This window comes from Paracoccus sanguinis, assembly GCF_900106665.1.
Lineage (GTDB): Bacteria > Pseudomonadota > Alphaproteobacteria > Rhodobacterales > Rhodobacteraceae > Paracoccus > Paracoccus panacisoli.
Genome location: NZ_FNNA01000002.1, coordinates 476618 through 489210, shown reverse-complemented (window position 1 = coordinate 489210; position 12593 = coordinate 476618). Strand labels below are relative to the sequence as shown.

The window sequence follows — 12593 nt, the reverse complement described above, 5'->3', positions numbered from 1 at the left end:
CCGGCGTCGGCGCGCGGGCGGATCGGGCCGCTCGTGACCGGGGCCGGGGCCGGAACCTCGCGGGCGGGGGGCGGGCCCGAAGGCGCGGGGGCCTCGGGCGCGGGCGCGGGCGCCCCGCCTGCGGCGCCGAGCGCCTCGGCCAGCGCGTCGCCCAGCGGATCGCCCGAGCCGGTCGCGGGCGCCGCGGCGCCCTCTGCCGCGACGGGCGCCTCCGGCGCGGGCGCCGAGCCTGCGGTGCCGAGCGCCTCGGCCAGCGCATCGCCCAGGGGATCGCCCGAGCCGACTGTCGCGCCCGGGGTGCCCGGCGCGCCGCCCATGTCGCCCTGCACCGGCTGGGCCGCGGCCAGCGCCTCGGCCAGCGCGGCGGCCAGCGGGTCGTCGCTGTCGGCCGACACCACGTCGCTGGCCGCGATGGCGTTCCCGGCCGCGTCGGGGGCGATCACCCCCAGCGGCAGCGCCGGCAGGCCCTGGTGGATCTCGGTCATCACCGCCTGCCAGATCTGCGCGGGCAGGCCGCCGCCGGTCACGTCCTTGAGCGGGGTGTTGTCGTCATACCCCATCCAGACGCCGGTCACATACTGCTCGGTGAAGCCGATGAACCACGCGTCGCGGTAGGAGGAGGTCGTGCCGGTCTTGCCCGCCGCCTCGCGCCCCTCGAGCCGGGCGCGGGTGCCGGTGCCGGCCTCGATCACCTGCTTCATCATCCAGATCAGCTCGGACGCGGCCTTGGGCGAGATCACCCGTGTGCCCATCCCGCCGACCTGCCCGATCAGCGGCTTGTCGTCGCCCTTGATCCGCAGCTCGACCAGCCCGTAGGGCCGGACCGCCGTGCCGCCGTTGCGGATGCCCGCATAGGCGCCGGTCATCTCGAGCAGCGTCGTCTCGGACACGCCGAGGCCCAGCGAGGGGCCCGAGGCGAGGTCATGGGCGAAGCCGAAATCCTGCGCGATGCGGCGCACGTTGTCGCGGCCCACCGCCTCCTGCAGGCGGATGGTGGCGGTGTTGATCGACTTCGACAGCGCCGTGGTCAGCGTGATCTCGCCCAGGTAGTTGCGGGTATAGTTCTTCGGCGACCACGGTTTCGCGCCCTTGATGCGGAAGGTGATCGGCGCGTCCATGATCCGGTCGTTGGGGGTGAACCCCTGGTCCAGCGCCGCCGCGAACACGAAGGGCTTGAAGGACGAGCCGGTCTGCCGCTTGGCCTGGGTGGCGCGGTTGAAGCTGCCGGCCAGCCCCGCGGGGTCGCGCCCGCCGATCATCGCGCGCACCGCGCCGTCAGCCGACATGACCACCACCGCGGCCTGCGCCTTGGAGCCCTTGGCCACCTTTTCGTTGAAGATGCGGGCGAGCGCCCGTTCGGCCTGACGCTGCATCGTCTGGTCGAAGGTCGTCTTGATGGTGACGTCCTCGGTCGTCTCGGTGGTCAGGAAGCCGGGGCCGGATTCCATCACCCAGTCTGCGAAATACCCGCCCGCCCGCGCCGCCGCGGCCTTAGACAGCACCGCCGGATGGGCCCGGGCGTCGGCGAACTGCGCGTCGTCCAGATACCCCTGCTCGTGCATCAGCCCGAGGATCAGGTTCGCGCGGTCCTGCGCCCGCTGCAGGTTCGAGGTGGGCGAGAAATAGCTCGGCGCCTTGAGCAGCCCGGCCAGCATCGCCGCCTCGGGGGCGGTCACTTCGGACGCGGACTTGCCGAAATAGCGCTGCGCCGCCGCCTCGAACCCGCGCGCGCCGGCGCCGAGGTAGCTGCGGTTCATGTAGATGTTGAGGATGTCGTCCTTGGAATACTTCGTCTCGAGCGCCAGCGAATAGGGGATCTCCTTCACCTTGCGCCAGAGCGAGGATTTGCGGCAGTCGGCCTCATAGTCGGCCTCGGATTTCCACTTGATCGGGTCGAACTCCTCGCCCAGGCACAGCAGCTTGCTGACCTGCTGGGTGATGGTCGAGCCGCCGTTCCCCTCAAGCGGGCCGCGCCCCTCGGCCATGTTGATCTTGATGGCGCTGGCGATGCCGCGCGGGCTGATGCCGAGGTGGCCGTAGAAGCGCTTGTCCTCGGTCGCCACCACCGCGTCGCGCAGGATCGGGGCGATCTTGTCGGCGCCGACGGTGTTGTAGGTCTCGCCCCGCCAGGCGAACACCCGGCCGTCGCGGTCAAGCATGGTGACCGAGCCGCGCGCGCGCCCGTCGAAGAGCGCCTGCGCCTCGGGCAGGGTCGAGTAGAAATAGGCGGTGGCGAGGCCGAGGATCAGCACCAGCGTCGCGGCGGTGCGCCAGAACGAGCCCCAGACGATCCGCCAGAAGAGCGAGAAGGCCCCGGTCACGCCGCGGGTGACGACGTTGCCACGCCGCCGCGGCGGCTTCGGTTGGCTGGCCGCGCGGCGCCGCGCCTCTTGCGGGGGCAGGCTGGCGCCGCCGCCACCACCACCGCCGCCGGACGCGGGGCCGGGGTCGGCATAGCGCTTGTCGGCGGCCACGCGGCGGCCGGTAGGGGCGCGGCCCGAGGGGGGGCGCCGGGGCCCGTCGTTCTGTGGCATGGCCTGTATCCCGTGGCCGTTGAGCGGCCTTTTCTCCGCTGCGTCATACAGCACGGGGCCCGGGTTGAGAACACATCGCTCGGCCTTTGAACCACTCGTGACCTGCCGCCGGATCAGGCAGGGCGGCGATTTCCTGCCTGCGCGTTAGGCAGATCGCGGCGCGACGCGGGGGCAGGCGGGGCTGCGGCTGGACGCCATCGCCCGCGCGCGGCGTCAGTCGGTGCAAGGCGATGCCGCAACGCGGCGAGCCGCTGCGACAGCGACGACAGAGATGAGGACGAGACCGATGACCCAGCCCTTGCCCGACGACATTCTGCCCGACGCGAGGCCGGGGGGCCGCGCCCGCCCCGGTGCCGGCTGGCCCCGGCGCGCCGCCTCGACTTTGGTGCCCGCCGCCGCGCTGCTGGCGCTCGCCGCGGCAAGCCCGGCGCTGGCGCAGGTCGCGGCCGATGCCGTCCCCGCGGCGGCCCCGGTGGTCGAGGCCGCCGCCCCGGTCGCCGACAAGGGCGACACCGCCTGGGTGATGATCTCGGCGATCCTCGTGATGATGATGACGCTGCCGGGGCTCGCGCTCTTCTACGGCGGGCTGGTGCGGTCGCGGAACGTGCTCTCGGTGCTGATGCAGGTGCTGACGGTGTTCGCGGTCATCGCCATCCTGTGGGTGGTGTTCGGCTATTCGCTGGCCTTCACCGGCGCAGGCACGGCCGCCGACGCTACCGCGACCACGCCGTTCATCGGCGGGCTGTCCAAGGCGTTCCTCGGCGGGATCACCACCAGCTCGCTGGCCGAGACCTTCTCGGCCGGGGTGTTCATCCCCGAATTCGCCTTTGTGGTGTTCCAGATGGCCTTCGCCTGCATCGCTGGCGCGCTGATCGTCGGCGCCACGGCCGAGCGGATGAAGTTCGTGGCCATTCTCGCCTTCGTGGTGATCTGGTTCGTGTTCTCGTACCTGCCGATGGCCCACATGGTCTGGTGGTGGGGTGGCCCCTCGGCCTTCGACGCACCCTCGGGCTTCCTCTTCGGTCACGGCGCGCTCGACTTCGCCGGCGGCACCGTCATCCACATCAACGCCGGGGTCGCGGGCCTCGTCGCGGCGATGGTCGCCGGTCCCCGCATCGGCTACCGCAAGGAGCTGATGGCGCCCCACAACCTGACGCTCACCATGGTCGGCGGCTGCCTGCTGTGGATCGGCTGGTTCGGCTTCAACGCCGGCTCGAACCTCGAGGCGAACGGGCTGACGGCGCTGGCGATCATCAACACCGCCGTGGCCACCGCCGCCGCCGCACTGGCCTGGGCGGCGGGTGAGTGGGCGATGCGCGGCCACCCCTCGCTGCTGGGCGGGGTCTCGGGCGCGGTCGCGGGCCTCGTGGGCGTCACCCCGGCGGCCGGGTTCGTCGGGCCGATGGGGGCGATCGCCATCGGGCTCGCTGCCGGGCTCATCTGTATGTGGGTCGTGGTGTCGCTCAAGTCGCGGATCGGGATCGACGACAGCCTCGACGTGTTCGGCATCCACGGGGTCGGCGGCATCGTCGGCGCGATCCTCACCGGCGTGTTCGCCGCGCCCTCGCTGGGGGGCACGGGGGTCTATGACTACGCCGCGGGCGCCGTGGCCGAGTTCTCGATGGGGTCGCAGGTCTATGCCCAGGCGCTCGGCGTGGTGATCTGCGTGCTGTGGTCGGGGATCGTGTCGTTCGTGGCCATCCACCTGGTGCGCGTCACCGTCGGCCTGCGCGTCAGCCCAACCGACGAGCGGCAGGGGCTGGACCTCACCACCCACGGCGAGAACGCCTACAACTGACGGCTAGCGGGGGCCTCGCGCCCCCGCACTCCTGCGGGGCAGTTCGGCTAGAAAGAAAGGGAATGGGGGCGTCCAGCGCCCCCCTTTTTCTTCCCTGCCGGACATATCCCGGGGGTGAGGCCCGCACGGGCCGAGGGGGCAGCGCCCCCTGTGCGGCGTCAGGCGACCCGCGCCACCACGAAATCCGCAAGCTCGGAAAGGAGGCCGCGCAGCTCGCCCTCGGGCAGCGCCTCGAGCGCCGTGCGGGCCCGCGCCGCCCAGCCGAGCGCGTCGGCGCGCGACGCCTCGATGGCGCCGTGGCGGGCGAGGAGCGCCAGCGCCTGCTCGAGATCGCCGTCCTGCTGGTCGCCACGGGCGATGGTGCGGTCCCAGAAGGCGCGCTCGTCCGCGTCGGCGCGGGCGACGGCCTTGATCACCGGCAGCGTCAGCTTGCGCTCGCGGAAATCATCGCCGGTGTTCTTGCCGATCGTCTCGGTCGCACCGGAATAGTCGAGGATGTCGTCGACGATCTGGAACGCGATCCCCAGCGCATCGCCGTAGTCATAGAGCGCCGCGACCTGGGCCGGCGTTCCGCCCGCGATCACCCCGCCCACCTCGGTCGCGGCCGAGAACAGCGCCGCGGTCTTGCCGCGCACGACCTGCAGATAGATGTCCTCGGTCGTCGCCAGATCCTGTGCCGCGGTCAGTTGCAGCACCTCGCCCTCGGCGATGGTGGCGGCGGCATTGGAAAGGATTTCCATGACCCGCATCGAGCCGGTCTCGGTCATCAGCTGGAAGCTGCGGGCAAACAGGTAATCGCCCACCAGCACCGAGGACTTGTTGTCCCACAGCAGGTTCGCCGTCGGCCGCCCGCGGCGCTGGCGGCTCTCGTCCACCACGTCGTCATGCAGCAGCGTCGCAGTGTGGATGAACTCGACCGTGGCGGCGAGCAGGTGGTGATGGCTGCCCTCGTAGCCCAGCAGCCGGGCCGCGGCGAGCGTCAGCAGCGGGCGCACCCGCTTGCCGCCGGCCTCGACCAGATGGGCGGTCACCTCGGGGATGCGGGGGGCGTGGCGGCTCTCCATCCGGGTGCGGATCAGCGTGTTGACCGCCGCCATGTCCGGCGCCAGCACCGCGGCCAGCCGGTCCAGCGGCTTGGAGACGTTCTCGTTCACACCCATGGCGGCATCCTTTCCGTGCGCTGCCCTTGCCACGGCATGGACAGTTTCGCAACCGTGGCCTAGCGTCCGGGGCGATGAAGGAACTGCTGCGCTCGACCGATCCCCTGACCATCGCCCGGGCGCTGGACCTGCTCGAGGGCGAGGGAATCCCCGCCTTCGAGCTTGATCGCCACATGAGCGTGCTCGAGGGGTCGATCGGCATCCTGCCGCGCCGGGTGATGGTGGCCGACCGCGACCATTTCATGGCGAGCGCGATCCTGCGCGACCACGGGATCGGATGAGCGACCCTGCCGGAACCCGCGACGACGCCTTTCTGGGCGGGCGGCTGGTGCTGCGCCAGCCGGCGCGGGGCTACCGCGCCGGGATGGACGCGGTGCTGCTGGCCGCGGCCTGCCCGGCGACACCGGGGGCGCGGGTGCTGGAACTCGGTTGCGGGGCGGGCGTGGCGCTCTTCTGCCTCGGCGCGCGGGTGGGGGGGCTCGCCCTCACCGGGCTCGAGCGGCAGGCTGAGATGGCGGCGCTGGCCCGCCACAACGCCGCGGCGACCGGGACGGACGCGCGGATTCTCTGCGGCGACGTGGCGGCGATGCCCGAGGCGCTCAGGCAGGAGCGATTCGACCACGTCATCATGAACCCGCCGTTCTTCGCCGCCGGCCCCGCAGCGCCGGACCCGGCCCGCGCCGCCGCGCGCCACGAGGACACGCCGCTCGACGTCTGGATCGACGCGGGGCTGCGGCGGCTGGGGCAGGGCGGCACGCTGACGGTGATCCACCGGGCAGAGGCACTGGACCGCATCCTCGGCGCGCTGGGCGGCCGGGCCGGGGGCGTCGGCATCCTGCCCGTCGCGGCCCGGGCCGGGGGGGCGGCGGGCCGGGTGATCGTGCAGGCCGCCAAGGGCCGCCGCTCACCCCTGCGGCTGCTCGCGCCGCTGGTGCTGCACGCGGCAGACGCGCACGCCGGCGACCGCGAGGACCTGACGCCTGCCGCGCAGGCAGTCCTGCGCCACGCCGCCGCATTGGACATAAAACTGTCGTGATTCGGGTGACAGCCCGTCCGCGATGTGCTGGACTGAACCCAGTCGCCACCAGAACAGGAGATCTTTCATGTCGGTTCAGTCGCACCTCGTCGAATTGCGAAAGAAGCATCAGCACCTGTCGGACGAGGTCGAGCGCGCCCAGCGTCTGCCCGGATCGGACGATCTGGCGATCGCCGCGATGAAGAAGGAAAAGCTGCGACTGAAGGAAGAGATCGAGCGGCTGACCCACTGACCGGGACAGCCGGGGGACGACCCCCATGATGATGTCGCACGGCGGCCCGCAGAGCACTCTGCGGGCCGTCCGCATTCAGCGCGCGCGCCGCCGCCGCCCGCCCGCGGCCGCGAGTGCGGCCCCCGCGGTGATCAGCGCGGCGGCAATCCCCAGCGTCGCCGACGCCTGCGCCCGGCCGGCCAGCACCAGCCACAGGGTCGAGGCGAGCGGCGCGGCATAGGAGAGCGTGCCGAGCAGCTGGATGTTGCCGCGCTTCACGCCCGCGTCCCAGGCGAAGAAGGCGAGGCCCACCGGCCCCAGCCCCAGCCCCAGCACCGCGAGCCAGCCCGCCGGGGTGGCTGGGGCGGCCGGCGTCTCGAGCGCCAGATGCGCCAGCCCGGCCAGCGCTGCGGTGGCGAGGCAGTTGACCGCCACCGCCGCGGTCGGCACCGCCGCCAGCCGCCGCGAGGCGAGCGAATAGGCCGCCCAGGTCAGCGCGCAGAGAAACGCGAGCCCGTAGCCGGTCAGCACCCCGGCGCCCGCGGTCCCGTGCCCGCTCGGCGCCAGCAGCAGCGCCGCCCCGGCAAAGGCCAGCGCGGCCCCGGCGACATGGGCGGGGCGCAGCCGCTCACCCGGCAGCAACCCCGAGCCGAGGACGATGAACAGCGGCCAGAGATAGGAAATCAGCCCGGCCTCGGCCGGCGGGGCGAGGCGCAGGGCCGAGAAATAGAGCGCGTGAAAGCCGAAGAGCCCGGCGGTGCCGACGACATAGGCCCGCAGCGGAACGCCCGCGAGCACCCCGAACCCCGGCCCGGCCGCGATCCAGCCCAGCCCCGCCAGCCCGGCGATGGCAAAGCTCGCCGCGCAGAGCAGGAACGGCGGCATGGGCGCCGTGGCGACGGTGAGAAGCGCGAGCCCCGACCAGAGCGCGACGGCGAGGGCGCCGATGAGCGTGGCGCGGGTCGAGGGAAGCATGGGCGGGGCTTTCGGCAGCGGTGACGTACGGGGCTGCCTGTCTCGCCGCGTGGGGTGCCGTCAAGGGGCCGCGCACAGTCGGCTACCGGCCCGGGGTCCGTCACCGGATCAGCAACGGCGCTGCCAAACACACCGTCGCCCCGATGGACAGGCCCGCGCCCGCGGACCCGTCCAGGTTCAGCGATCAGCCGAAGAACTGCGCCCCGTTGGCGCTGATCGTCGATCCCGAGATGAACCCCGCGTCGTCCGAGGCGAGGAACACGACGCAGCGCGCGATCTCTTCCGGCTCGCCCAGGCGGCCGACGGGGATCTGCGGGATGATGCGCTCGTTCAGCACCTTCTCGTCGATGGCGCGGACCATCTCGGTGCCGATATAGCCCGGTGCGACGACGTTGACGGTGATCCCGGCCCGCGCCCCTTCCTGCGCCAGCGCGCGGGTGAACCCGATGTCGCCGGCCTTGGCGGCGGAATAGTTGGCCTGGCCCGCCTGGCCCTTCTGCCCGTTCACCGACGAGATGTTGATGACCCGCCCGAACTTGCGGTCGCGCATCCCGTTCCAGACCCCGTGGGTCATGTTGAAGACCCCGGTGAGGTTGGTGTCGATGACCTCTTTCCACTGCTGCGGAGTCATCTTGTGGAACATGCCGTCGCGCGTGATGCCGGCGTTGTTCACCAGCACGTCGACCGGGCCCAGCTCGGCCTCGACCTGCTTGATGCCGGCGGCGCAGGCGTCATAGTCGGCGACCGACCACTTGTAGGTCTTGATGCCGGTTTCCTCGGTGAAGGCCTTGGCCGCCTCGTCGTTGCCGGCATAGTTCGCCGCGACCTCATAGCCCGCCTCTTTCAGCGCCTTGGAAATGGCCGCGCCGATCCCGCGCGACCCGCCGGTCACAAGTGCCACTTTCGCCATCGTTATCTCCTCACCCAGATTGTGAAATGCTATTACGTTCAAGACCTACGTTGAGAAAGATTGTTACGCAAGGCCCCCTCGGCGGGGTGGGGCGGCGACGTCACGTGCGGCCGCAGGCAAGGGCTTTTCCGGGCCCGACGCGGCGCGCCGGGTTGCCTGGGGGCTGCGCAAAAAATAGGACGGACGCCGCGCGATCTGCCAGACAGGACCGACCGATGACCGTTGCCCGCTGCCTGCCGCTGCCGATGGCCGCGCTGCTGATGGCCCTGCCCGCCCGGGCGCAGGAGGGCGCGCTGGCCAGCCTGCCGCATGACCTGTCGCCGCTGGGGATGTTCCGGCAGGCCGACCCGGTGGTGCAGGGGGTGATGCTGGGCCTCGCGCTCGCCTCGGTCGTCACCTGGACGGTGCTGGTGGTGAAGCTGGCCGAGCTGGCCCGCGCCAGCGCCGCGCTGCGCCGCGGGGCCGCGCGGATCGAGGCGGCCGAGAGCCTGCGCGCCGCCCTCGCCGGGGCCGAGGCGCCCGCGCCCGACGCCCGGATGCTGCGGGCCGCGGCGCGCGAGCTGAACCGCTCGGCCGAGGGCACCGGTTTCGGGGCGGGCGAGGGGGTGCGGGCCCGCGTCGCCTCGCATCTGGCGCAGGTGCAGGCGCGGGCGGGGCGCGAGATGGCGCGCGGCACCGGGCTGCTGGCCACGATCGGGGCGACGGCGCCCTTCGTCGGGCTGTTCGGGACCGTCTGGGGGATCATGAACAGCTTCATCGGCATCTCGCGGGCGCAGACCACCAACCTCGCCGTGGTGGCGCCGGGGATTGCCGAGGCGCTGCTGGCCACCGCGCTGGGCCTCGTCGCGGCGATCCCGGCGGTGGTGATCTACAACGGCTTGGCCCGCGCCATCGGCGGCTACCGGCTGCGGCTGGCCGAGACGGGGGCGGCGGTCGAGCGGCTGGTGAGCCGCGACCTCGACCGCGCCGCCGCGGGCCTTCGGGTCTGAGCCGATGGCGGGCGGGTTCTTCCGGGACGACGACGACCTGCCCGAGGCGCACGAGATCAACGTGACGCCCTTCATCGACGTGATGCTGGTGCTGCTCATCATCTTCATGGTGGCGGCGCCGCTGGCGACGGTGGACGTGGCGGTCGACCTGCCGGCGTCGAACGCGCCGCCCGCGGCCCGGCCCGAGGCGCCGCTGTGGCTGACGGTCGGCCCCGACCTGTCGCTGCGGCTGGGCGAGGCCGCCGTGGCGCCCGAGGCGCTGGGCGCGGCGCTGGACGCGGCCACCGGCGGCGACCGCGACGCGCGCATCTTCCTGCGCGCCGACCGGGCGGTGGCGTACGGCGCGCTGATGGAGGTGATGAACCGCCTGCGCGACGCAGGCTACCTGCGCATCGCGCTCGTGGGGCTGGACAGCGGGGCGGCGGCGCCGTGAGCGGCGCGGTGGCGCGCGACGGCGCGGGCCTGCGCGCGGGGGGCTGGGCGGCGGCGGCGGCGCTGGTCGCGGCAGGGCACCTCGCTGCCGGGGCCTGGGCGCTGCGCCACGCGCCGCCGCCGCTGCCGGCGCTGCCCGAGGCGATCGAGATCGAGCTGGCGCCGCCCGAGGCCGAGGTGCCGGGCCTCGCCGCGCCGGGCGGGGCGATGGACGGGGGTGTGGTGTCGGGGCAGGAGGCTTCTGCGGTGCCCGAGGCCCCTTCGACTGCCGAAGCGGCGGCGGCACCGGAGAGTTTGCCCGCCCCCGAGCCCGAGGAGGCTTCCCCCGTCGAGCCTGTGGCCACCCCCGAAGCGCCCCTCGCACCGCCCGACGCGCCCGCGCCGCCCGTCGCCGCGCCTGCGCCCGGATCCCCACGGCCCGCGCCCATCCCGCCCGAGTCGCCTGCACCGACGCCGGTGCCAAGCCTCGCCCCGCAGCTCCCGCCCCCCGATCCGGCGGCGTGGCTGCCGCGTCCCGTCCCCGCCCCGCCCGCGCGTCCCGCCCATATCGCGGCCCGGGCGGCGGCGCAGGCGGCCTCCGACCGGCCCCGCATCGAGAGCGCCGCGCCCCCCCCGCCTGCCGAGACCCCCGCCGCCCGCCAGCCGCGCGAGCCCCGCCGTGCGGCCACCCCATCCCGCGCGGCCCCCGCCGCCGAGGCGGCGCGGACGCCGTCGGCAGCCCCAAGCGCAACGGGGCAGCGAACCGGGGCGGCGGGGCAGGAGCAGCAGGGGCAGGGGCAGCGGGGGCAGGGGACCGGCCGCGCCTCGGCAGACGCCATGCAGGCTTGGCAGCGCTCGGCGGGGGAGAAGGTTCGGCGTCACATGGCCCGGACGCCCGCTACGGGTGCGCGGGGCACGGTCAGCGCCGAGGTGGTGGTGACGGTGGACCCCTCCGGCGCGACACGCGCGCGGCTCAGCCGCGGCTCGGGCGATCCGCGCGTCGATGCGGCGCTGGGGCGGCAGGCGGCGCGGATGCCCCGCCTCGGCGCGCCCCCGGACGGCCGCCCGTTTCAGGCGACCCTGCCGGTCACCATCCAGATGCGCTGAGGGCCGCAGCCCGAAGCTGCGGCCCCTGTTTCATTCTGGTTCAAATAGCCGGCCGCAGGCGCCGCTCCAGCGGCTCAGGCGCCGCCCGCTCACATCCCTTCGTAAAGCGGGAAGCGGCGGCAGAGCGCCTCGACCTCGGCGCGGACCTTGGACTCGGTCTCGGCATTGCCGTCCTCGCCGTGGGCGGCCAGCCCGTCGACGACCTCGACGATCCAGCGGGCGATCTGGCGGAACTCGTCCTCCTTGAACCCGCGGGTCGTCCCCGCAGGCGCGCCGAGGCGGATGCCCGAGGTGACGAAGGGCTTTTCCGGGTCGAACGGCACGCCGTTCTTGTTGCAGGTGATGTGGGCGCGGCCCAGCGCGGCCTCGGTCGCCTTGCCGGTCACGCCCTTGGGCCGCAGGTCGGCGAGGCACAGGTGGTTGTCGGTGCCGCCCGACACGATGTCGATGCCGCCCTTCATCAGCTCGTCGGCCATCGCCTGCGCGTTCTTCACGACCTGCGCGGCATAGTCCTTGAAGGACGGGTCCAGCGCCTCACGGAAGGCCACGGCCTTGGCGGCGATGACGTGCATCAGCGGACCGCCCTGCAGGCCGGGGAACACGGCCGAGTTGATCTTCTTGGCGATCTCGGCGTCGTTCGTGAGGATCATGCCGCCGCGCGGGCCGCGCAGCGACTTGTGCGTGGTCGTGGTCACCACATGGGCATGGGGCAGCGGCGAGGGATGCGCGCCGCCCGCGACGAGACCGGCGATATGGGCCATGTCGACCATCAGATAGGCCCCGACCTCGTCGGCGATCTTGCGGAACTCGGCCCAGTCCCAGACGCGGCTGTACGCGGTGCCGCCGGCCACGATCAGCTTCGGCTTCGACTCGACGGCCTTGCGGCGGATCTCCTCCATGTCGAGCCGCTGGTCCTGCTGGCGCACGCCGTAGCTGACCACGTTGAACCACTTGCCGCTCATGTTCACCGGCGAGCCGTGCGTCAGGTGCCCGCCCGAGTTGAGGTCGAGGCCCATGAACGTGTCGCCCGGCTGCAGCAGCGCCAGGAACACCGCCTGGTTCATCTGGCTGCCCGAGTTCGGCTGGACGTTGGCGAATTCGCAGCCGAAGAGCTGCTTGGCACGCTCGATCGCCAGCGTTTCGGCGATGTCGACGTACTGGCAGCCGCCGTAGTAGCGCTTGCCCGGGTAGCCCTCGGCATATTTGTTCGTCAGCACCGACCCCTGCGCCTCGAGCACGGCCCTCGAGACGATGTTCTCGGAGGCGATCAGCTCGATCTCGTCGCGCTGGCGGCCGAGTTCCTGGCGGATCGCCTCGGCGATCTCGGGGTCACGGTCGGCGAGGACTTCGGTGAAAAAGGCGCTGTCGGTCATCGGGGCTCTCCGCGGGCGAGGTGTGCGGATGGGTGTTAGCCGCTTTGCGCGGGGCTTGCCAGAACGCAGGCGACATCGCGGTGGCAGAT

11 protein-coding genes and 1 pseudogene are annotated in these 12593 nt (G+C 72.8%); 7 read left to right on the top strand and 5 right to left on the bottom strand.

Annotated features, from left to right (window positions below; genetic code table 11):
- Positions 1–287: 287 nt before the first annotated feature.
- Positions 288–2534, bottom strand: a pseudogene (locus BLW17_RS08890) (transglycosylase domain-containing protein); the annotation flags it as partial.
- Positions 2535–2820: 286 nt separating this feature from the next.
- Here BLW17_RS08890 and BLW17_RS08885 point away from each other — a divergent pair.
- Positions 2821–4332, top strand: coding sequence for an ammonium transporter (locus BLW17_RS08885; RefSeq protein WP_081969225.1), 1512 nt, complete (start codon positions 2821–2823; stop codon positions 4330–4332).
- Between the two features lie 158 nt (positions 4333–4490).
- Here BLW17_RS08885 and BLW17_RS08880 read toward each other — a convergent pair whose 3' ends face one another.
- Positions 4491–5492 carry a polyprenyl synthetase family protein gene (locus BLW17_RS08880; RefSeq protein ID WP_036735781.1) on the bottom strand — a complete coding sequence of 334 codons (1002 nt, stop codon included), beginning with the start codon at positions 5490–5492 and terminating at the stop codon, positions 4491–4493.
- Positions 5493–5566: 74 nt separating this feature from the next.
- Here BLW17_RS08880 and BLW17_RS08875 point away from each other — a divergent pair, with 74 nt between their 5' ends.
- The 3 genes from BLW17_RS08875 to BLW17_RS08865 all read left to right on the top strand — a co-directional run bounded on the left by BLW17_RS08875 (position 5567) and on the right by BLW17_RS08865 (position 6760).
- Positions 5567–5773, top strand: coding sequence for a putative signal transducing protein (locus BLW17_RS08875; RefSeq protein WP_036711195.1), 207 nt, complete (start codon positions 5567–5569; stop codon positions 5771–5773).
- A complete protein-coding gene (locus BLW17_RS08870; protein WP_036735779.1) occupies positions 5770–6528 on the top strand; it encodes a tRNA1(Val) (adenine(37)-N6)-methyltransferase in 759 nt (252 codons plus the stop codon). Before BLW17_RS08875 ends, BLW17_RS08870 begins: the two co-directional genes overlap by 4 nt.
- Before the next feature lie 67 nt (positions 6529–6595).
- Entirely contained in the window at positions 6596–6760 is a 165-nt protein-coding gene (locus BLW17_RS08865) for a YdcH family protein (RefSeq protein ID WP_074826440.1), read from the top strand.
- A 75-nt stretch (positions 6761–6835) separates the two neighbouring features.
- Here BLW17_RS08865 and yddG read toward each other — a convergent pair whose 3' ends face one another.
- Both yddG and phbB read right to left on the bottom strand, forming a co-directional pair.
- Entirely contained in the window at positions 6836–7714 is an 879-nt protein-coding gene (yddG, locus tag BLW17_RS08860) for an aromatic amino acid exporter YddG (RefSeq protein ID WP_036735777.1), read from the bottom strand.
- A gap of 184 nt (positions 7715–7898) precedes the next feature.
- Entirely contained in the window at positions 7899–8624 is a 726-nt protein-coding gene (phbB, locus tag BLW17_RS08855; RefSeq protein WP_036735776.1) for an acetoacetyl-CoA reductase, read from the bottom strand.
- Positions 8625–8839: 215 nt separating this feature from the next.
- Between phbB and exbB the strand changes: the two genes are divergently transcribed.
- From exbB to BLW17_RS18805, 3 genes are read left to right on the top strand one after another with little or no spacing between them, the layout of a single operon-like run.
- Positions 8840–9613 (top strand): tonB-system energizer ExbB, encoded by a 774-nt coding sequence (gene exbB, locus BLW17_RS08850; RefSeq protein WP_052176574.1) that lies wholly within the window; start codon positions 8840–8842, stop codon positions 9611–9613.
- A gap of 4 nt (positions 9614–9617) precedes the next feature.
- Positions 9618–10046, top strand: coding sequence for a TonB system transport protein ExbD (exbD, locus tag BLW17_RS08845; protein WP_036735774.1), 429 nt, complete (start codon positions 9618–9620; stop codon positions 10044–10046).
- A complete protein-coding gene (locus BLW17_RS18805; RefSeq protein ID WP_074826437.1) occupies positions 10043–11131 on the top strand; it encodes a TonB C-terminal domain-containing protein in 1089 nt (362 codons plus the stop codon). The genes exbD and BLW17_RS18805 overlap by 4 nt, the downstream gene beginning before the upstream one ends.
- Before the next feature lie 89 nt (positions 11132–11220).
- Here the strand turns inward: BLW17_RS18805 and glyA are convergent, their stop codons facing one another.
- Entirely contained in the window at positions 11221–12504 is a 1284-nt protein-coding gene (glyA, locus tag BLW17_RS08835; RefSeq protein ID WP_036732086.1) for a serine hydroxymethyltransferase, read from the bottom strand.
- Positions 12505–12593 lie beyond the last annotated feature (89 nt).

Coding starts and splice junctions, on each gene's coding strand:
- BLW17_RS08880 (WP_036735781.1), bottom strand. CDS start 5,492: ATGGGTGTGAACGAGAACGTCTCCAAGCCGCTGGACCGGCTGGCCGCG.
- BLW17_RS08870 (WP_036735779.1), top strand. CDS start 5,770: ATGAGCGACCCTGCCGGAACCCGCGACGACGCCTTTCTGGGCGGGCGG.
- BLW17_RS08865 (WP_074826440.1), top strand. CDS start 6,596: ATGTCGGTTCAGTCGCACCTCGTCGAATTGCGAAAGAAGCATCAGCAC.
- BLW17_RS08885 (WP_081969225.1), top strand. CDS start 2,821: ATGACCCAGCCCTTGCCCGACGACATTCTGCCCGACGCGAGGCCGGGG.
- glyA (WP_036732086.1), bottom strand. CDS start 12,504: ATGACCGACAGCGCCTTTTTCACCGAAGTCCTCGCCGACCGTGACCCC.
- exbD (WP_036735774.1), top strand. CDS start 9,618: ATGGCGGGCGGGTTCTTCCGGGACGACGACGACCTGCCCGAGGCGCAC.
- exbB (WP_052176574.1), top strand. CDS start 8,840: ATGACCGTTGCCCGCTGCCTGCCGCTGCCGATGGCCGCGCTGCTGATG.
- phbB (WP_036735776.1), bottom strand. CDS start 8,624: ATGGCGAAAGTGGCACTTGTGACCGGCGGGTCGCGCGGGATCGGCGCG.
- BLW17_RS08875 (WP_036711195.1), top strand. CDS start 5,567: ATGAAGGAACTGCTGCGCTCGACCGATCCCCTGACCATCGCCCGGGCG.
- yddG (WP_036735777.1), bottom strand. CDS start 7,714: ATGCTTCCCTCGACCCGCGCCACGCTCATCGGCGCCCTCGCCGTCGCG.